Below are 17,678 nucleotides of genomic sequence, written 5' to 3'. Positions count from 1 at the left end.
CGCACGGGCCGCTTTCCGCTTTCCGCTGTCCCGACGGCCTCACACCGACCGCTGGTACGACCTGAACGTCCGTATCGACAGCCACACCGCCGCCACCGCGAGCGCCAGCAGCGCCCCGCCGCGCCCCAGCACCGCAGCCCAGTCCGGGTTCTCCGACAGTGCCGAACGACCGGCCACCATCGCCCAGTCGAGCGGGTTGAAGTCGGCGATGTGCCGCATCCAGGACGGCATCTGGCTCGGTGCCATGAAGGCGCTGGACAGGAAGGTCAGCGGCAGCAGCAGAAAGGTGTTGACGCCGATGATCGACTCCCGCTCCCGCACCAGCATCCCGAGCGCGTTGGACAGCGCCCCGAAGACGGTGCCGAGCAGGACCGAGGCGAGGACCAGCACGGCGACGCCCGCGATCCCGCCGGGGTAGTCCGCGCCGCCCAGCAGCCCGAGCAGCACGATGACGACCGATTGCAGGGCGGTGACCAGGCCGTTGATGACGACGTTGCCGTTCATCAGGGCGGCCCGGCTGACCGGGGTGGTCAGGAAGCGGTCGAGGGTGCCGCGCTGGATCTCGTCGAGCGTGGTCATCCCCGCCCACATGTTGGAGCTGAGCGCGCTCATCACGACCACGCCGGGGACGAGGTAGTCGAGGTAGGAGGTGGTGCCGAAGCCGCCGAGCTCGACGACGTCACGGAACAGGCTGCCGAAGAGGAACAGCCAGATCACGGGCTGAATCAGGGTGATGATCGCGTAGGCGGGCTGCCGTACGAACACCATGAGTTGACGCTGCGTCATGTACCAGGTCTGGGAGACGACGGTGCTCATCGGGCACCTCCCGCGGCAACCGGCTCCTCGGTGTCCACGGTCTCCGTGACCTGCGCGTAGCGCCGCCCCGTGTAGCGCAGATACACGTCGTCCAGTGAGGGGCGGGCGACGGTCGCGGCGGCGACGCCGACACCGGCCCGCTCCAGGGCGCCGAGCAGGGCGGGCATCGCGTCCGCCCCGTCGTCGGCGCGGACGCTGGCGCGCCGGCCGTCCATCAGCACCTCGTGCACCCCGGGCAGTCCGCCGAGGGCACCCTTGAGCAGCGTACGACCGGCTTCGCCGACCGTGGCGCGCAGCTCCAGGTGGACGGCGTCGCCGCGGAGTTCGCCCTTGAGGGCGTCGGGGGTGCCTTCGACGACGACCCGGCCGCGGTCGACGATCGCGACGCGGTCGGCGAGCCGGTCGGCCTCTTCGAGGTAGTGCGTGGTGAGCAGGATGGTCAGCCCCTCCTCACCGGCGAGCCGGCCGATCTCGTCCCACATGGCGCTGCGGGCCTGCGGATCGAGACCGGTGGTGGGCTCGTCCAGGAAGAGGACCTCGGGGCGGTGCACCAGACCGAGGGCGACGTCGAGGCGGCGCCGCATGCCACCGGAGTAGCCCTTGACCTGGCGGTTCGCGGCGTCGGAGAGGCTGAAGCGGTCGAGCAGCCCGGTCACCCGGCGGTCGAGGTCGGCGCCCTTCACACCGTAGAGCCTGCCTTGGAGCAGGAGGTTCTCGCGGCCGGTGGCGGCGGGGTCGGCGCCGGAGTTCTGGGCGACCACGCCGATCGCGCGGCGGACCCGGTCCGGGTGGCGCAGCACGTCGTGGCCGGCGACGGTGGCCGCGCCGGAGTCGGGACGGGCCAGGGTGGTGAGGATCTTGACGGTGGTGGATTTGCCGGCGCCATTGGGGCCGAGGAGCCCGAAGACGGTGCCGGGTTCGACGGTGATATCCAGGCCGTTGAGGGCGGTGACGTCACCGGGATAGGTCTTGATCAGCTGACGCGCCTCGACTGCGGGCGCACGGGTGTTCATGGCAGGTGCTCTCCTGGGTGAGCGGATGACAGCTGATCCGCTGGAGGGGCACCGGGCTATCCTGGGTGTGCCGCACCTCGATCGCCTGGATGTGCCTCACGGCGGATTCAGCTCGGGGTTCGAGGCCCTGGCACCGCTGCTGCAACAGCCGTGCCGGGGCCTGTTCTTCATCAGGTCTCGTGCCGTTCGTCAGATCTCGTGCAGGGCCTTCCACTCCTCGATCCCGGGCAGTGCGCCCGCCTTGATCTCGTCGAGGAAGCCGCGGACCCACGCCGCCTCCGCCTCCACCATGTGGAGCTGGTACTCGTTCTCCACGAGGAAGAGCCGGGGCAGCGTCTCGTACAGCTTCTCCAGCGCGCCGCGGCTGCTCGCCGCCTGGACCAGCAGGGCGTCGAGCCGCTCCTCCAGCAGCGTCACCACGTCGTCCGGGTGCAGTACGCCGAGCAGCGAGAGCGCGGTCTCGAAGATCGGGTACTCCTTGGCCGGAGAGGCGACCAGGTCCGACATCCACTCGGTGGTCTCCTGGCGGCCGGCCGCGGTGATGCCGTAGACCGTGCGCTCGGGTCGGTTGCCCTGCCGCTCCACGTCCGTGACCTCGACGAAGCCGTGCTTCTCGAGGCTCTGCACGACGGTGTAGAGCGAGCCGTAGTTGATCTTCGTGCTGGAGTCCTTGCCCTGGCGGCGCAGGGTCTGGGCGATCTCGTAGGGATGCATGGGCTTCTGCCACAGCGTCGCCAGCACGGCGAGCGCCAGGGGATTGCGGAGCTTACGTCGCCGCATGGGCCCGGTTCACCTCGCATCCTCACCCGTGACCGAATATCCGTAGCCGAACATATCGCGAGTCACGAAGACCCGTCAATAGACACGATGTATCGCGTTTGAGCGGGCCGCGCAAGGGCGTGAGGACTTGGGACCGCCTTCGACATGACCGCGTCATCGGGGCGAAACAGCCCCTCCTTAATTTCTGTCGCCTGACAGGAATTCCACGTCGAAGGCAGGTGCCTCCGTGACGACCACCACCCCGTCCGACGTCCGCCCCGATCCACCGCACTCCCCCGACGACCGCTCCCTCACCGCGTTCGGCTACCGCCAGGAACTGCACCGCAGCCTGGGCCGGTACGCCTCGTTCGCGGCCGGGTTCTCCTTCATCTCCGTCCTGACGACGGTCTTCCAGTTCTTCGCCTTCGGGTACGCGTTCGGCGGCCCCGTCTTCTTCTGGGCCTGGCCCGCGGTCCTGCTCGGACAGCTGATGGTCGCCGCCTGCTTCGCCGAGCTGGCGGCGCGCTATCCGATCTCGGGCGCGATCTACCAGTGGTCGTCCCGCCTCTCGAACCTCACCTTCGGCTGGTTCGCCGGCTGGATCATGGTGATCGGACAGATCGTGGTGGTCGCGGCGGCGGCACTGGCGCTCCAGATGGTGCTGCCCGCCATCTGGTCCGGCTTCCAGCTGGTCGGCACCGACCCCGCACCGACCTCGGCGGACGGCGCGGCCAACGCGGCGCTGCTCGGGGTGGTCCTGCTGGCGCTGACGACGCTGGTGAACGTCCTGGACAACCGTGTGATGTCCGTGGTCAACCGGGTCGGCGTGACGGCCGAGATCATCGGCGCGGTGCTCATCGTCGTCCTGCTGCTCACCCACTCCGAGCGCACTCCGGGCATCACCTTCCACACCGAGGGCGCCGCGCAGAGCGGGCTGTTCGGGGCGCTGCTCGTCGGTTCGTTCACGGCCGCGTACGTGATGATCGGCTTCGACAGCGCGGGCGAGATGAGCGAGGAGACACACCATCCCCGGCGTACCGCGCCCCGGACGATCCTCACCGCGCTGGGCGCGGCGGGGCTGCTCGGCGGGCTGATCGTGCTGGGCGGCCTGCTGGCGGCGCCCAGCCTCACGGACGGGCGCCTCGCGGTCGACGGGCTGAGCTACGTCCTCACGAGCAGCCTCGGCGACGGCGTGGGCAAGGTGCTGCTGGCCGACGTGGTGGTGGCGATCGCGGTGGCGACGCTCGCGATCCAGACGGCGGCCTGCCGGATGCTGTTCTCCATGGCCCGCGACGGCCAACTGCCCTACTCGGCACGGCTCGCCCGGGTCAACCCCCGCACCGGCATGCCGACCGCCCCCGCCCTGGTCGTCGGCGTCCTCGCCGCGGCCCTGCTCCTGCTGAACTTCGCCTCCCCGGAGGCGTTCCTGGCCATCGGCACGACCTGCATCGTGATGCTGTACCTGGCCTACGCGATGGTCACCGGCCCGCTCCTCGTCGCCCGGATGCGCGGCCGCTTCACCACCGACGGCACCGACGAGGCGGGCGCGCCGCTCTTCTCCCTCGGCCGCTGGGGCGTCCCGGTCAACGCCCTCGCCCTCGTCTACGGCCTCCTCATGGCCGTCAACCTGGCCTGGCCCCGGGCCGCGGTGTACGACCCGGCGGGCGGCCACTGGTACTTCCAGTGGTTCACGGTGCTGTTCCTCGGCGTCACCGTCGCGGCGGGCGTGGCCTACCGGGCCCGCAAGGCCCGTGCGACGCTGCCCGCGGAGGCCGTCGCCCCGGCCTGACGATCTACCCTGGCCGGTGATGAGACGCAAGAACCGGATCCCGCCCTCTCCCCTCCCCCAGCGCGAGGGGGTGGACCCGGTGCGGGTCCGGCTGCCCCCCGACGGACCGTGGGGCACGGTCCGGGAGTACCTCGTGGAGCGGCTCAGCGGGGCCGAGCCCGGGGTCGTCGACGGGATGTTCACGGCGGGGCAGGTCGTCGCCGCGGACGGACGGGCGGTGGCGCCCGACGCGGAGTACGTCCCCGGCAGGTACGTGTGGTTCCACCGGGAGCTGCCCCCCGAGGCACCGGTGCCGTTCCCGCTCGGGGTCGTGTATCAGGACGAGCACATCGTCGTCGCCGACAAGCCGCACTTCCTGGCCACCACTCCGCGCGGCAGCCATGTCACCGAGACCGCGCTCGCCCGGCTGCGCCGGGATCTGGACATCCCGACGCTCGGCGCCGCCCACCGCCTCGACCGGCTCACCGCCGGACTCGTGCTGTTCACGGTGCGCCCCGAGGAACGGGGCGCGTACCAGACGCTGTTCGCCAAGCGGCTCGTACGCAAGGAGTACGAGGCGGTCGCGTCGTACGATCCGGCACTCGCCCTGCCCCGGACCGTGCGCAGCCGGATCGTGAAGGAACGCGGGGTGCTGGCCGCCTATGAGGTGGAGGGCGAGCCCAATGCCGTCAGCGGCGTCGAACTGATCGGTCACCGCGACGGGCTCGGCCGGTACCGGCTGCTGCCGACCACCGGGCAGACCCATCAGCTGCGGGTCCACATGAACGCGCTGGGTCTGCCCCTGCTCGGTGATCCGCTGTATCCCGTGGTGGCCGACGCCGTGCCGGCCGGTGACTTCCGGCGACCGCTGCAACTGCTCGCACGGTCACTGGAGTTCACCGACCCGGTCACGGGGACGGAGCACCGGTTCCGCAGCACCGGGGTGCTGGAGGCCTGGTCCTCCTACGCCACCTGGGCCGGTCAGTAACCCCGCCACCAGCGCAGGAACCGCCGCCAGGCGCCCATCGGCCGGGCGGGCGCGGGCGTCGGTGCGGGCGGCTGCGGCACGGCGGACGCGGCCGGCTGGGGCTCCGCCACCGGGGCCCCGACCGGCGGCTCCGGCACCACCGGCTGCGTCGGCTCCGTCGGCTCCGTGCCGAGCTGCCAGGCGGGCCGTTGCTGGGGCACCGGAGCGTGGCCCGGCTTCTGCATGATGTCCTGCTGCGGCTTGGGCGCGAACCGGACCGGCAGTTCCACCAGGTGCCGCGAGGAGATCGACTGACGCCACTCCAGCTCGTCCTCGTCGCAGTCGAGCTGGACGTCCGGCAACCGCATCAGCAGCGCGTCGACACCGGTGTCCGCGATGCCACGGGCGATGTCCTGTCCGGGGCACTCGTGCGGGCCGCCGCCGAAGGCGAGGTGGGAACGGTTGCCCTGCATACCGGCGTTGAGGTCGGGGCGGACCCGGGGGTCGACGTTGCCCGGCGCGATGCCGAACAGCAGGCCGTCGCCCTTGCGGATGCGCTGGCCGCCCAACTCGGTGTCCTGCTTGGCGTAGTAGGCGAAGACGGTGCTGAACGGCGGCTCGTCCCACAGGGACTGCTCGACCGCTTCCTGCACGGTCATCTGGCCGCCGTTCAGCTGGGCGCGGAAGCCCGGGTCGGTGAGGACCATGCGGATGACGTTGCCGATGAGGTTGACGGTGGCCTCGTAGGCGGCCATGAGGACGAGCCAGAGGTGGGTGGTGACCTCGTCGTCGGTGAGCTTCGCCGGGTGCAGCACGAGGTGGCTGGCGAAGTCCTCCTGCGGCTGCCTGCGGCGGCGTTCGGCGAGCCGCTGGAGGACGCCCATGACGTACCCCTGGCTGGCGTTGGCGGTCTCGGTGCCCTTGAGGAGGTCGCGGGTGGCCTGCACGAGCCGGTCGTTGTACTCGTCCGGCATGCCGAGGATCTCGCAGAGGATGGCCATCGGCAGATGCTCGGCGAACTGGCTCATGAGATCGGCCTCGCCGGTCTCGCAGAACTCGTTGACCAGGCGCTGGGTGTAGCGGTTGATGTGGCGGCGGATGGCCCGGTAGTCGATGGTCGACATGGCGCCGGTGACCGCGCCGCGCAGCCGCAGATGCTCGTCGCCCTCGGCGTAGGAGCAGATGGGCGCCCAGGCGATGTGCGGCATCATCGGGTGGTCGGGCTTGACCATGCCCTCGATCTGCGGGCTCCAGATACGGCTGTCCCGGCAGAAGTGCGAGGGCGTGCCCACCAGATGGAGGTTCTCGGCGTGGCCGAGGACGATCCACATCGGTACGTCGTCGTGGAGCAGCACGGGCGCCACCGGGCCGTGCTCCTGGCGGAGTTGCTCGTAGAGCCCTTCGAGGTCCTCCGCCTCGGGGCCGTACAGCCGGTGCAGTCCCCCGGGACCGCGGCCGTGGGCGGGGCAGCCGGGGGGCGGGCCGGCCATGGGGTCGACACCGGTCAGGGAGTGGGATTCAGGCGTCACAGTGATCGCTCCGAAGTGGATCCGGTTGCAGGGGAGTTGGGTCGGGGGCGGCGCCCGCCAGGGCTCGGGACGTCAGGTGAGCGCGCCCGTCATCGCGAGCGAGTGCAGGAAACGCATCAGGGTCATCAGCACATCGCGGCTGGACGCCCGGCGGCGCGCGTCGCACTCCACGATGGGGATCTCCGGGGCCAGGTCGAGCGCGCTGCGCAGGTCCGCGACGGGGTAGCGCGGGCCGTCCGGGAAGCTGTTGACGGCGACGACGAAGGGCACTCCGCGCTCCTCCAGCCGTCCTATGACGTCGAAGCTCACCTCCAGGCGGCGGGTGTCGACGAGGACCACCGCGCCGAGCGCGCCCTCGAACAGCCCGTTCCACAGGAACCAGAAGCGTTCCTGGCCGGGGGTGCCGAACAGGTACAGGACGAGCTGGTCGGTGATGCTGATGCGGCCGAAGTCCATGGCCACGGTGGTGGCGGTCTTGGTCTCGGAGCCGTAGTTGTCGTCGACCCCGACCCCGGCCTGGGTCATGGTCTCCTCGGTGGTCAGCGGCCGGATCTCGCTGACCGAGCCGACCATCGTCGTCTTGCCGACTCCGAAGCCGCCCACGATCACGATCTTCACCGCGGCCTGGGCCGTGTGCGGCAGATGATCCTCTGTGCGTGGTCCGGGGATGGTGTCAGAGCCTTTGAAGTCCATGCATCACCGCTTCGAGAAGGGAACGGTCGGGGAGCGCCTGCCGGACGATCGGGGAGCGCGCCTGCACCAGTTCGGCCGTCAGCATCTCGGTGAGCAGCACGGTCACCACGCTGAACGGAAGGTTGAGATAGGCCGAGAGCTCGGCCACCGAGAGGGGAGCCGTGGTGAGCCGGAGCATCGCCGTCTGCTCGGGCGTCGCGGAGGGCGGTGGGTCGGCGCGCGCCACGATTAACGTGACGAGGTCGAGGTCGGCGCGCTCGCCGTCCGGTCCCGCGACCACGTACAGGCGTTCAGGAGGGCGCTTTCCGCCGCCCTTCCCCTCGGGTTCGGGGACCGGTTCGACGACTTCGGGACTGGGGTATCGCCGCTGGCGTTGCGGAGGAGTCATACGGTCTGGCCGTTGCGCCTGGGCGGACTGGTCAGATGGGCCCCGATCCGGACGACCAGGTCGCGCATTCTGTTGCTCATCAGTCCTGGTTCGGCGACCACGTCGGACAGGACCGCGAGGTAGGCGTTGGGGCCCGCGGCCATCAGATAGAAGTAGCCGCCGTTGATCTCGATGAGGACCATCTTCATCCGTCCGTCGCTGCCCGGGATCTCGTGGGCGACGGCGCCGGCCAGGCTCTGGAGCCCCGCGCAGGCCGCGGCGACACGGTCGGCGGCGTCCGGGTCGCCGCCGTGGCGGGCGATGCGCAGTCCGTCGGCGGAGAGCACCACGATCATCTCGATGCCCGGTACGCCATCGGCGAGATCCTTGAGCATCCAGTCGAAGTTGGCGCGCTGCTGGATCACTTGTGGTCCCTCTCGTCGTCGGCCTCGATGCGGGCCGGCTCGGTGGTCTGCTGGGTGCGTGCGGTCGGGTCCGGGTCGCCCTTGAGTCCGTTCCAGAACGCCTCGACCCACAGGCCGGGTTCGGGTTCCTTCTGCTCCGGCACGGGGGCGGGGGCGGGCGTCGACCAGATGGACGGCTTGCCCTCCCGCTCGGCCTTCTCGGCGGCGGCCTGTTCGGCGAGCCGCTGGCTGAGCGGGATCTTGACCCGACTGCGGCGCTGCGGCAGCCCGCCCGCGGTCCATTCGGTCACCTCGGGGACCTCGTCCTCCATGGACACGGTGGCCGGGATGCGGGGGCTGGTGGGGCGGCGCCTCTTGGGTGCGCGCTTGGGACCTTCGAGCGCACCTTCGGTCTTCGGCACGGCGCCGGCGCCGATGCCGTGGGCGAGTCCGGGGGCGCGCTCGCTGGTCATCATCTCGCGCGGCACGACGAGGACGGCGCGGACTCCGCCGTACGCCGAACTGCGCAGCGAGACCTGCATGTCGTACTGCGAGCACAGGCGTCCTACGACGGCCAGGCCCAGGCGCGGGGAGTCGCCGAGGTCCTGGAGGTCGACGCCGGCCTTGGCCCGCTCCAGCATGCCCTCGGCCTTGTTGCGGGCCTCCTCGCTGAAGCTGACGCCGGCGTCCTCGATCTCGACGGCGACGCCGGTCTGCACCTCGGTCGCGGTGACGTGGACCTTGGTCTGCGGCGGCGAGTAGCGGGTGGCGTTGTCCAGGAGTTCCGCGACCGCGTGGATGACCGGTTCGACGGAGATGCCGCGGATGTTGACCTGGGCGATGGAGTCCAGCTTGATGCGGCGGTACTCGAGGATGCGGGACATGCCGCCGCGCAGGACGCTGTAGAGCGGGACGGGGTCGGGCCACTGACGGCCGGGGCGACCGCCGCCGAGCACGGAGATGGAGTCGGCGAGACGGCCGATCAGCGCGGTGCCGTGGTCGATGCGCAGGAGGTCGTCGAAGACCTCGGGGTTGCGGCCGTGGTCCTCCTCCATCTCCCGCAGTTCCTTGTTCTGCTGGTGGACGATGGCCTGGACGCGGCGGGCGATGCTGACGAAGGACCGCTGGGCGGAGTCACGCAGGGCTTCCTCGCGGTCGATGATCTCCAGGACCGTCTTGAGCACCATCAGCTGCGACTCGGGGAGTTCGCGGTAGGAGGAGTCGATGTCGCCGATGCGGCGAATCACCTCACCGGGCGAATTTCCGGATCGCAACCGGTAGATCGCGGCGGGCGCGATCTCCTTGGCGAAGCGGAGCATCTCGCCCTCGTGGGCGGCGACCCGGCGTTCCAGATACGCGGTGTGACGGGCGTGCTCGGCTCGCAGGTCACGCAGGGCTCGGCCGCGACGTACCGCTTCGGCCGCCACCGCGAGCACCAGGAGCATGGCGACGCCGCCGCACCAGCCGACGGCCGTGCGGGCGGGCTCCGACACCGCGGCGGCTGCGGCTCCGGTCGCCGCGGCCATCAGTATCGCCGGTAGCAACAGCACGCGCGCGTAGGGAAGTTCACGGCGTCCGGGTGGGGATTGAACACTCACCATGTAGGCCCTCTGAAACATATCGGCTGGGAGGCGCATATTTGGGGAACAAGCGCCCGAATACATCTCAACTCGGTGCGCTGCGGGCGAGCTTAGTCCGACCGGATCATCGCCGTGTCATATTCAGCAAGCGCCTGAAACGCACCGCGCGACAGGAGTACTCTCGGCCCCATTTACACGCTGAGCCGCCATTCGCACACGGTGCGTCACGGCGAACAGGCAGGCGAAAACCACTCACCGTGACGAGTGAAGAGCCGCTTCCCGTACGGCGGTTCAGACCCCGGCGATGCGCAGCGCCGCGTCGGCCGTCGCCTCCGCGAACACCGACACCGGGCGCTCGGGGTCGGAGCGGTGGACGAGGATGACGCCCTCGATCAGTCCGAAGACCAGGTCGGTGCGCAGATCGAGCTCACTCTTGACGAGGGCGCCCCCGGCCGTGGTCGCGGCGAGCAACTGGCGGTAGGCGTCCTTGAGTTCGGCGCGTACGGCATGGAACCCGGCGAACCGCTCGGCGCGCACCTCGGGCAGCAGATAGAGACCGCCCAGGTTGTGCGGGCCGCCGCACAGCACCTCGACGTCCGCACGACACAGCTCCCACAGCCGGTCCGCGGCCGGTGTCGCGTCGTCGGCGAGGAGCTCGCGCGCGTACGCCAGGGACGGGGTGACCGTGGACTCCAGGAGCCGGGCGAGCAGCTCCTCCTTGCCGGAGACGTAGTGGTACATGGAGGCCTGGCGCATGCCCGCGCGCTCGGCGACGGCGCGGGTGGTGGTGGCCGCGTAGCCACGGGTGGTGAACAACTCGGCGGCGGCGGCGAGGAGTTCGTCGCGCGGCTCGAGGCCGCTGTCCGGCCGCTGCGCGGCGCGCGGCCTGCCGACCCGTCGCCCACCTGTCGTTCCCATGGGTTCGATCCTCGCACAGGGTGCCATCCGGTGATCCACACGCCGAAGCGGCCCTGCGGGGTGAGCCCTCGGTAACCGCCTCGCAACACCCGGGCAACCCGGGCGACCCGGCCCGCCCCTAATTTCTGTCGCACGACAGAAATAGACCGGAGCCGGAGGTCCCGCGATGGCCACAGCGACCACATACGGAGCGCGCGATCACGCCCGCGCCCAGCAGGGCACGCGCACCGAGGCCATGCCGGTGGTACCGGCCGCCGACTGGCCGGATCCCCCCTGCGAGGCGGGCCATCTGGTGTGGGCCGAGACGGTCGCGGGCGGCAACTACACCCACCGCGTCCTCGCCCGCGGCACCGAACTGCGCCTGACCGACCCGCGCGGCGACGCCTGCGCCCACCTCCTGCTGTACGCGGCGGACCGCCCCTGGGAGCGGCTGAACGTCGCCGACACGGTGAAGGTGCAGTGGAACGCCTACCTCGGCGAGGGCCGGCTGCTCCTGTCCGACCAGGGCCGCGTCCTCGCGACCGTCGTCGCCGACACCTCCGGCCGGCACGACACGCTGTGCGGCACCTCCAGCCTCGTACGCAACACCGAGCGGTACGGCGACGGCACCCCGCAGTCGCCCACCCCCGCCGGACGCGAGCTGTTCAAGCTGGCGGCGGCCAAGAACGGGCTCGAACCCCGCGATCTGCCGCCGTCGCTCTCCTTCTTCCAGGGCGTGGAGGTCCGCCAGGACGGCTCCCTGGACTTCACCGGCTCGGCCGGAGCGGGTGGCAGCGTGACCCTGCGCACCGAGCAGGACGTCACCGTGCTGATCGCCAACGTCCCGCACCCGGCCGACCCGCGCCCCGACTACGTCAGCACCCCGCTGGAGGTCCTCGCCTGGCGCGCCGGACCCACCGCACCCGGCGACCCGCTGTGGGACGCCACGCCCGAGGGCCGCCGCGCCTTCCTCAACACCACCGAATTCCTCACCGCCAGGGGGCTCGCATGACGTCCGTGGTTCCCGCGAAGGCCGTCGATCCGGTGAAAGCCGTCGTCCCCGCTCGCGCCGCCTGGTCCGCCGTCCTGCGGACCGGCCAGACACTCACTCTCACCGATCTGCACGGCAACCAGGCCGTCGACTTCCTCGTCTACGACGCCCACGACACGTCCGTCCGCTACAGCGCGCCCGACACCATCCACGCCCAGGGCGGCATCTTCCTCACCACCGGCAGCGTGCTCATGTCCAACGAGCACACACCGCTGATGACGGTCGTCGCCGACGACGTCGGCCGCCACGACACGGTCGGCGGCGCCTGCTCCAAGGAGTCGAACACCCTCCGCTACGGCCACCACACCTGGTCGCAGCACGCGTGCGTGGACAACTTCCTCGCCGAGGGCGCCCGTTACGGCCTGGGCAAGCGGGACCTGGTCTCCAACATCAACTGGTACATGAACGTGCCGGTCGAGAAGGACGGCACCCTCGGCATCGTGGACGGCATCTCGGCGCCGGGACTCTCCCTCACCCTGCGCGCCGACCGCGACGTCCTCGTGCTCGTCTCCAACTGCCCCCAGATCAACAACCCCTGCAACGGCTTCGAGCCGACCGCGGTGGAGATGACGATCGGGGCCGCCGGATGAACTTCGACACGCTGCTGGTCGCGAACCGGGGCGAGATCGCGGTACGGATCATCCGTACGGCACGGGAGCTGGGCCTGCGCACGGTCGCCGTGTACTCCGATCCGGACCGCTCGGCCCCCCACGTCCGCCTCGCCGACGAGGCGGTACGACTCGGCCCGGCGCCCGCGAAGGAGTCCTACCTCGACACCGACCTGGTCCTGAAGGCGGCCAAGGACACCGGCGCCGGGGCCATCCACCCCGGGTACGGCTTCCTGTCCGAGGACGCCGCGTTCGCACGCCGCTGCGAAGAGGCCGGCATCGTCTTCGTCGGACCCACGCCGGAGCAGCTGGAGCTGTTCGGCGCCAAGCACACCGCACGGGCGGCGGCCGAGGCCGCGGGGGTGCCGCTGGCGCCGGGCACGGGACTGCTGGCCTCACTGGAGGAGGCGCACACACAGGCGTCCGCGATCGGCTACCCCGTCATGCTCAAGGCGACCGGCGGTGGCGGCGGCATCGGCATGTCGGCGTGCCGCTCCGCCGCCGAACTCACCGACACCTGGGAGCGGGTGCAGCGCGTCGCCGCCGCCTCCTTCTCCTCCGCGGGCGTCTTCCTGGAGCGCCTCGTCGAGCACGCCCGCCATGTCGAGGTACAGGTCTTCGGCGACGGCGCGGGCCGGGTCGTCACCTTCGGCGACCGCGACTGCTCCCTGCAACGCCGCAACCAGAAGGTCCTGGAGGAAGCACCGGCCCCAGGACTTCCGGACCACGTCCGCGAGCAACTCACCGAGTCCGCCCGCGACTTGTGCGCCTCCGTCGGCTACCGCTCCGCCGGGACGGTCGAGTTCGTCTACGACGCCCCCCGCGAGGAGGCCTACTTCCTGGAGGTCAACACCCGCCTCCAGGTGGAGCATCCGGTCACCGAGGAGATCTACGGCGTCGACCTCGTCGCCTGGATGCTGCGCCTGGCCGGCGGTGAGAGGGACGTCGTCCGCGCCCCCGGCCCGCCGCGCGGCCACGCCGTCGAGGCTCGCCTCTACGCCGAGGACCCCGCACGCGAACACCGGCCGAGCGCCGGCCTGTTGACACGGGTCGAGTTCCCGCCCGGCGTCCGTGTCGACGGCTGGGTGGAGACGGGCACCGAGGTGACGACGTCGTACGACCCGATGCTCGCGAAGGTCATCGCGTACGGCTCGGACCGCGCGCACGCGCTGCGCCGGCTCGACGAGGCGCTGGCCCGCACCCGGGTCGACGGCATCGAGACGAACCTCGGCCTGGTCCGCGCCGCCCTCGCGGACGCGCGCTTCACCCAGGCGACGCACTCCACCGCGACCCTGGCGAGCATCGCCGACCCCACCCCCCGCATCGAGGTGGTCTCCGGCGGCACCCTCACCACCGTGCAGGACTGGCCCGGCCGCACCGGCTACTGGCAGGTCGGCGTGCCTCCGTGCGGCCCGATGGACGACCGCGCCTTCCGGCTCGGCAACCAGGCGCTCGGCAACCACGAAGGCGCCCCCGGCCTCGAATGCACCCTCCAGGGCCCCTCGTTGAGGTTCACCCACCCCACCACCGTCTGCGTCACCGGCGCCCCGGCCGAGGTCACCGTGGACGGCACACCGGTACCGCAGTGGGAACCGGTGACGGTACCCGCCGGGTCGCTGCTCACGGTGGGCGCACCCACCGAGCACGGCCTGCGGACCTACGTCCTCGTCGCCGGCGGCCTCGACGTCCCCGCCTTCCTCGGCAGCGCGAGCACCTTCACGCTGGGCCGCTTCGGCGGCCACGGCGGCAGGGCCCTGCGCACCGGTGACGTCCTGCACGGCGGAACCCGGACGACCGACACCCCGGTCACCGACACCCCGATCATCGGCACCCCGGTCACTGGCACCCCGGTCACCGGCCGCCCCTCCTACGGATCGACCTGGCACATCGGCGCCGTCGAAGGCCCGCACGCGGCACCGGAGTTCTTCACCGAGGACGACATCCGCGACTTCTACGCCGCCGACTGGAAGGTGCATTTCAACTCGGCGCGCACCGGCGTCCGCCTCGTCGGCCCGAGGCCCCGCTGGGCCCGCACCGACGGCGGTGAGGCGGGCCTGCACCCGTCCAACATCCACGACACCCCGTACTCGGTCGGCGCCGTCGACTACACCGGCGACATGCCCGTGCTGCTGGGCCCCGACGGGCCGTCCCTCGGCGGCTTCGTGTGCCCGGCGACGGTCCTGAGCACCGAGCGCTGGAAGCTGGGCCAGCTGCGCCCGGGCGACACCGTGCGCTTCGTCCCGGTGAACGTGGACGGCTCGGCCCGCCCGGAGATCGTGGACGGCGGCATCCTCGCCCGCGACGGCGACGTGACGTACCGCCGCAGCGGCGACGACAACCTGCTCGTCGAATTCGGCCCCATGCAGCTCGACCTGGCCCTGCGCATGCGCGTGCACGCCCTGATGGAGGCGGTGGCCTCGGAGGGCCCCGAGGGCATCACCGACCTCACCCCGGGCATCCGTTCCCTCCAGATCCAGACGGACCCGACCCGCCTCCCCCAGCACCAACTCCTCACCGCCGTACGCGAGATCACCGCAGGACTCCCGCCCACGGACGAACTCGTCGTCCCCTCCCGTACCGTCCACCTCCCCCTGTCCTGGGACGACCCGGCGACCCGCGAGGCGATCGCCCGCTACATGGCGGGCGTCCGCGACGACGCGCCCTGGTGCCCCTGGAACATCGAGTTCATCCGCCGGGTCAACGGCCTGGCGTCGGTGAACGACGTGTACGACACGGTCTTCGCCGCCGAGTACCTCGTACTGGGCCTGGGGGACGTGTACTTGGGTGCCCCCGTCGCCACCCCTCTAGACCCCCGCCACCGCCTGGTGACCACCAAGTACAACCCGGCCCGCACCTGGACGGCCGAGAACTCCGTCGGCATCGGCGGCGCCTACCTCTGCGTCTACGGCATGGAGGGCCCCGGCGGCTACCAGTTCGTGGGCCGCACGACCCAGGTGTGGTCGGGATGGCAGCAGCGCGGCGCGTTCGAGCCGGGATCCCCCTGGCTGCTCCGCTTCTTCGACCGGATCAAGTGGTATCCGGTCGACCCGGACGAACTCCTCGACCTGCGGGCCGACATCACCTCGGGCCGCTATGTACCCCGCATCGAGGAGGGCACCTTCTCGCTCGCCGAGTACCATGCCTTCCTCGCCGAGAACGCCGATTCCATACGCGAGTTCAAGGCACGCCAGCAGTCGGCGTTCACCGCGGAGCGCGACGCGTGGGAGGCCGCGGGTGAGTTCACCAGGGCGGAGACGGCGGCCGTACCGGCTCCCCCGGCCGAGGTGACGGTCCCCGAGGGCGGAAGTCTGATCGAGGCCGAATTCGCGGCCTCCGTATGGCAGTTGAACGTCTCGCCCGGTGACGAGGTGACGGCCGGACAGCCGCTGCTCGCGCTGGAGGCGATGAAGATGGAGTCCCGGGTGCACGCGCCGGTCGACGGCGTGGTGGCGGAGATCCTGGCCCGGCCGGGCGATCAGGTGGAGGCGGGGACGGCGCTGCTGGTCCTCGGGCCCACGAACTGAGAGGAACCCCATGACCGACGCTCTCACCCGCGTCCGCGCCGCCTACGCCCGCATCGAGGCCGTGGACCGACCGGAGATCTGGATCGACCTGCGCCCACAGGAGGAGGTCGAGGCCGAGGCCCGTGCCGTCGACGCCGGCGTGGGCCTCCCGCTGGCCGGACGCCTGTTCGCCGCCAAGGGAAACATCGATGTGGCGGGCCTGCCGACCACCGCGGGCTGCCCGGCGTACGCCTACGACCCGGAGGCGGACGCCCCCGTGGTCGCCCGTCTGCGCGCGGCCGGCGCGATCGTGCTGGGCACCACCAACCTGGACCAGTTCGCGACCGGCCTGGTGGGCACCCGCTCCCCGCACGGTGCCGTCCGAGGCGCCCACGATCCGTCCCGCATCAGCGGCGGCTCCAGCTCCGGCTCAGCGGTAGCGGTGGCCCTCGGCCTGGTCGACTTCGCCCTGGGCACCGACACCGCGGGCTCGGGCCGGGTACCGGCCGCCTTCAACGGCATCGTCGGCCTCAAACCCACCCGAGGTCTGGTCCCGACGACGGGAGTGGTCCCGGCCTGCGCCTCCCTGGACTGCGTGACGGTCTTCGCGCGCACCCTCCCGGAGGCGGAGCAGGCCCTGTCCCACATGACGACGGCCACCCCACCCCCTGTCCCCGGCCGGCCGGCCGGCCCCTGGCGGATAGCGGTCCCGCCCCTCGACCAGCTCGGCGCACTGGACGAGGGCTGGGCAGCGGCGTACGAGGCGGCGGTCGCGCAGCTGTCGGCCGCGGGCGCGGAGATCCGCACCCTGGACCTGACCCCGTTCACCGAGGCGGCCGCGATGCTCTACGAGGGCGCGTTCGTGGCCGAGCGCTACACGGCGGTGGGGAGCTTTGTCGACAAGTTGCTCGCAGAGGGAGGCGAGGGGCTGGACCCGACCGTCGCCGGCATCATCACCCGAGCCCGGGACATCCCGGCCCACCAGCTCTACGCCGACCTGGACCGCCTGTCAGCCCTGCGCACCCGAGCCCTGGCGGAACTCTCGGACGCGGACGCCCTGTTGCTCCCCACCGCCCCGGGTCACCCCACCCTCGCGGAGGTGGCCGCGGACCCGCTCGCCACCAACGCCCGCCTGGGCCGCTTCACCAACTCGACGAACCTCTTCGACCTGGCCGCGGTGGCGGCACCGGCGGGCGAGGTGAACGGCCTCCCGTTCGGAGTGATGCTGATAGGCCCGGCGTTCACGGACGAACGTCTGACGCGTATCGCAGCGTTGCTCCAGCCGGAGACGAGGCTGGCGGTAGTGGGCGCCCACCTGACGGGCCAACCTCTGAACCCCCAACTCCTCTCCTTGGGCGCCCGCTTGGACCGCACGACCACAACGGCCCCGCACTACCGCCTGCACGCCCTCCAGACGACCCCACCCAAGCCGGGCCTGGTGCATGTGGGCGAGGAGGGAGCGGCGATAGAGACGGAGATCTGGCGCCTCCCGGCAGAAGGCCTGGGCCGCCTGCTGACGGCACTCCCCCACCCCATGACGCTGGGCAGCGTGGAACTGATGGACGGCACCCGCGTACCGGGATTCCTGTGCGAACCCACCGCACTCACGGCCGCCGAGGACATCACGCAGTACGGCAGCTGGCGCCACTATGTGGAACGCCGGAAAGGCTGACGCACCCAAGGGGCGCGGGGAACTGCGCGACCAGCCACAGACCCCCCGCAC

General features: G+C 71.3%; 15 protein-coding genes. 6 read left to right on the top strand and 9 right to left on the bottom strand.

The window, feature by feature from the left end:
* Positions 1-39: 39 nt before the first annotated feature.
* From OG866_RS35370 to OG866_RS35360, 3 genes are all read right to left on the bottom strand, one after another.
* The gene (locus tag OG866_RS35370; RefSeq protein ID WP_329341131.1) at positions 40-816 is read right to left on the bottom strand and encodes an ABC transporter permease; all 777 of its coding nucleotides are present in this window, start codon (positions 814-816) and stop codon (positions 40-42) included.
* Positions 813-1,829: an ATP-binding cassette domain-containing protein gene (locus OG866_RS35365; protein ID WP_329341130.1), complete on the bottom strand. Its 1,017-nt coding sequence runs from the start codon at positions 1,827-1,829 to the stop codon at positions 813-815. The genes OG866_RS35370 and OG866_RS35365 overlap by 4 nt, the downstream gene beginning before the upstream one ends.
* Positions 1,830-2,018: 189 nt before the next feature.
* The gene (locus tag OG866_RS35360; protein ID WP_329341129.1) at positions 2,019-2,609 is read right to left on the bottom strand and encodes a PadR family transcriptional regulator; all 591 of its coding nucleotides are present in this window, start codon (positions 2,607-2,609) and stop codon (positions 2,019-2,021) included.
* Positions 2,610-2,835: 226 nt separating this feature from the next.
* Between OG866_RS35360 and OG866_RS35355 the strand changes: the two genes are divergently transcribed.
* Positions 2,836-4,377, top strand: a complete 1,542-nt coding sequence (locus OG866_RS35355; RefSeq protein ID WP_329341128.1) for an amino acid permease — start codon at positions 2,836-2,838, stop codon at positions 4,375-4,377.
* Between the two features lie 19 nt (positions 4,378-4,396).
* The gene (locus OG866_RS35350) at positions 4,397-5,344 is read left to right on the top strand and encodes a pseudouridine synthase (RefSeq protein WP_329341127.1); all 948 of its coding nucleotides are present in this window, start codon (positions 4,397-4,399) and stop codon (positions 5,342-5,344) included.
* Here OG866_RS35350 and OG866_RS35345 read toward each other — a convergent pair.
* The 6 genes from OG866_RS35345 to OG866_RS35320 form a co-directional block, all read right to left on the bottom strand.
* Positions 5,338-6,852 carry a cytochrome P450 gene (locus OG866_RS35345; RefSeq protein WP_329341126.1) on the bottom strand — a complete coding sequence of 505 codons (1,515 nt, stop codon included), beginning with the start codon at positions 6,850-6,852 and terminating at the stop codon, positions 5,338-5,340. The two genes, OG866_RS35350 and OG866_RS35345, sit on opposite strands and share 7 nt — an antisense overlap.
* Before the next feature lie 72 nt (positions 6,853-6,924).
* Positions 6,925-7,545: a GTP-binding protein gene (locus tag OG866_RS35340; protein ID WP_329341125.1), complete on the bottom strand. Its 621-nt coding sequence runs from the start codon at positions 7,543-7,545 to the stop codon at positions 6,925-6,927.
* On the bottom strand, positions 7,526-7,933 hold the full coding sequence (locus OG866_RS35335; RefSeq protein ID WP_329341123.1) for a DUF742 domain-containing protein: 408 nt from the start codon (positions 7,931-7,933) through the stop codon (positions 7,526-7,528). The genes OG866_RS35340 and OG866_RS35335 overlap by 20 nt, the downstream gene beginning before the upstream one ends.
* Entirely contained in the window at positions 7,930-8,337 is a 408-nt protein-coding gene (locus OG866_RS35330; RefSeq protein WP_059196512.1) for a roadblock/LC7 domain-containing protein, read from the bottom strand. The genes OG866_RS35335 and OG866_RS35330 overlap by 4 nt, the downstream gene beginning before the upstream one ends.
* Positions 8,334-9,917, bottom strand: a complete 1,584-nt coding sequence (locus OG866_RS35325) for a sensor histidine kinase (RefSeq protein ID WP_329341120.1) — start codon at positions 9,915-9,917, stop codon at positions 8,334-8,336. Before OG866_RS35325 ends, OG866_RS35330 begins: the two co-directional genes overlap by 4 nt.
* Positions 9,918-10,187: 270 nt before the next feature.
* A complete protein-coding gene (locus tag OG866_RS35320; protein ID WP_329341119.1) occupies positions 10,188-10,814 on the bottom strand; it encodes a TetR/AcrR family transcriptional regulator in 627 nt (208 codons plus the stop codon).
* Between the two features lie 166 nt (positions 10,815-10,980).
* Here OG866_RS35320 and OG866_RS35315 point away from each other — a divergent pair, with 166 nt between their 5' ends.
* Genes OG866_RS35315 through atzF form a run of 4 tightly spaced genes read left to right on the top strand, consistent with a single transcriptional unit; the run spans position 10,981 to position 17,627 of the window.
* Entirely contained in the window at positions 10,981-11,805 is an 825-nt protein-coding gene (locus tag OG866_RS35315; protein ID WP_329341117.1) for an urea amidolyase associated protein UAAP1, read from the top strand.
* Positions 11,802-12,434, top strand: a complete 633-nt coding sequence (locus OG866_RS35310; RefSeq protein ID WP_329341116.1) for an urea amidolyase associated protein UAAP2 — start codon at positions 11,802-11,804, stop codon at positions 12,432-12,434. The genes OG866_RS35315 and OG866_RS35310 overlap by 4 nt, the downstream gene beginning before the upstream one ends.
* On the top strand, positions 12,431-15,976 hold the full coding sequence (locus tag OG866_RS35305; protein ID WP_329341115.1) for a 5-oxoprolinase/urea amidolyase family protein: 3,546 nt from the start codon (positions 12,431-12,433) through the stop codon (positions 15,974-15,976). The genes OG866_RS35310 and OG866_RS35305 overlap by 4 nt, the downstream gene beginning before the upstream one ends.
* A gap of 10 nt (positions 15,977-15,986) precedes the next feature.
* On the top strand, positions 15,987-17,627 hold the full coding sequence (atzF, locus tag OG866_RS35300) for an allophanate hydrolase (protein WP_329341113.1): 1,641 nt from the start codon (positions 15,987-15,989) through the stop codon (positions 17,625-17,627).
* Positions 17,628-17,678: the final 51 nt, after the last annotated feature.

The sequence above is a fragment of the Streptomyces sp. NBC_00663 genome, assembly GCF_036226885.1.
In the GTDB taxonomy this organism is placed as follows: Bacteria; Actinomycetota; Actinomycetes; order Streptomycetales; family Streptomycetaceae; genus Streptomyces.
This window is presented reverse-complemented; position numbering and strand designations above follow the sequence as displayed.

Excerpts from the sequence above, each read along its gene's own strand:
- OG866_RS35370 (WP_329341131.1), bottom strand. The coding sequence starts at position 816 with ATGAGCACCGTCGTCTCCCAGACCTGGTACATGACGCAGCGTCAACTC.
- OG866_RS35365 (WP_329341130.1), bottom strand. The coding sequence starts at position 1,829 with ATGAACACCCGTGCGCCCGCAGTCGAGGCGCGTCAGCTGATCAAGACC.
- OG866_RS35360 (WP_329341129.1), bottom strand. The coding sequence starts at position 2,609 with ATGCGGCGACGTAAGCTCCGCAATCCCCTGGCGCTCGCCGTGCTGGCG.
- OG866_RS35350 (WP_329341127.1), top strand. The coding sequence starts at position 4,397 with ATGAGACGCAAGAACCGGATCCCGCCCTCTCCCCTCCCCCAGCGCGAG.
- OG866_RS35340 (WP_329341125.1), bottom strand. The coding sequence starts at position 7,545 with ATGGACTTCAAAGGCTCTGACACCATCCCCGGACCACGCACAGAGGAT.
- OG866_RS35335 (WP_329341123.1), bottom strand. The coding sequence starts at position 7,933 with ATGACTCCTCCGCAACGCCAGCGGCGATACCCCAGTCCCGAAGTCGTC.
- OG866_RS35325 (WP_329341120.1), bottom strand. The coding sequence starts at position 9,917 with ATGGTGAGTGTTCAATCCCCACCCGGACGCCGTGAACTTCCCTACGCG.
- OG866_RS35320 (WP_329341119.1), bottom strand. The coding sequence starts at position 10,814 with ATGGGAACGACAGGTGGGCGACGGGTCGGCAGGCCGCGCGCCGCGCAG.
- OG866_RS35315 (WP_329341117.1), top strand. The coding sequence starts at position 10,981 with ATGGCCACAGCGACCACATACGGAGCGCGCGATCACGCCCGCGCCCAG.
- OG866_RS35310 (WP_329341116.1), top strand. The coding sequence starts at position 11,802 with ATGACGTCCGTGGTTCCCGCGAAGGCCGTCGATCCGGTGAAAGCCGTC.
- OG866_RS35305 (WP_329341115.1), top strand. The coding sequence starts at position 12,431 with ATGAACTTCGACACGCTGCTGGTCGCGAACCGGGGCGAGATCGCGGTA.
- atzF (WP_329341113.1), top strand. The coding sequence starts at position 15,987 with ATGACCGACGCTCTCACCCGCGTCCGCGCCGCCTACGCCCGCATCGAG.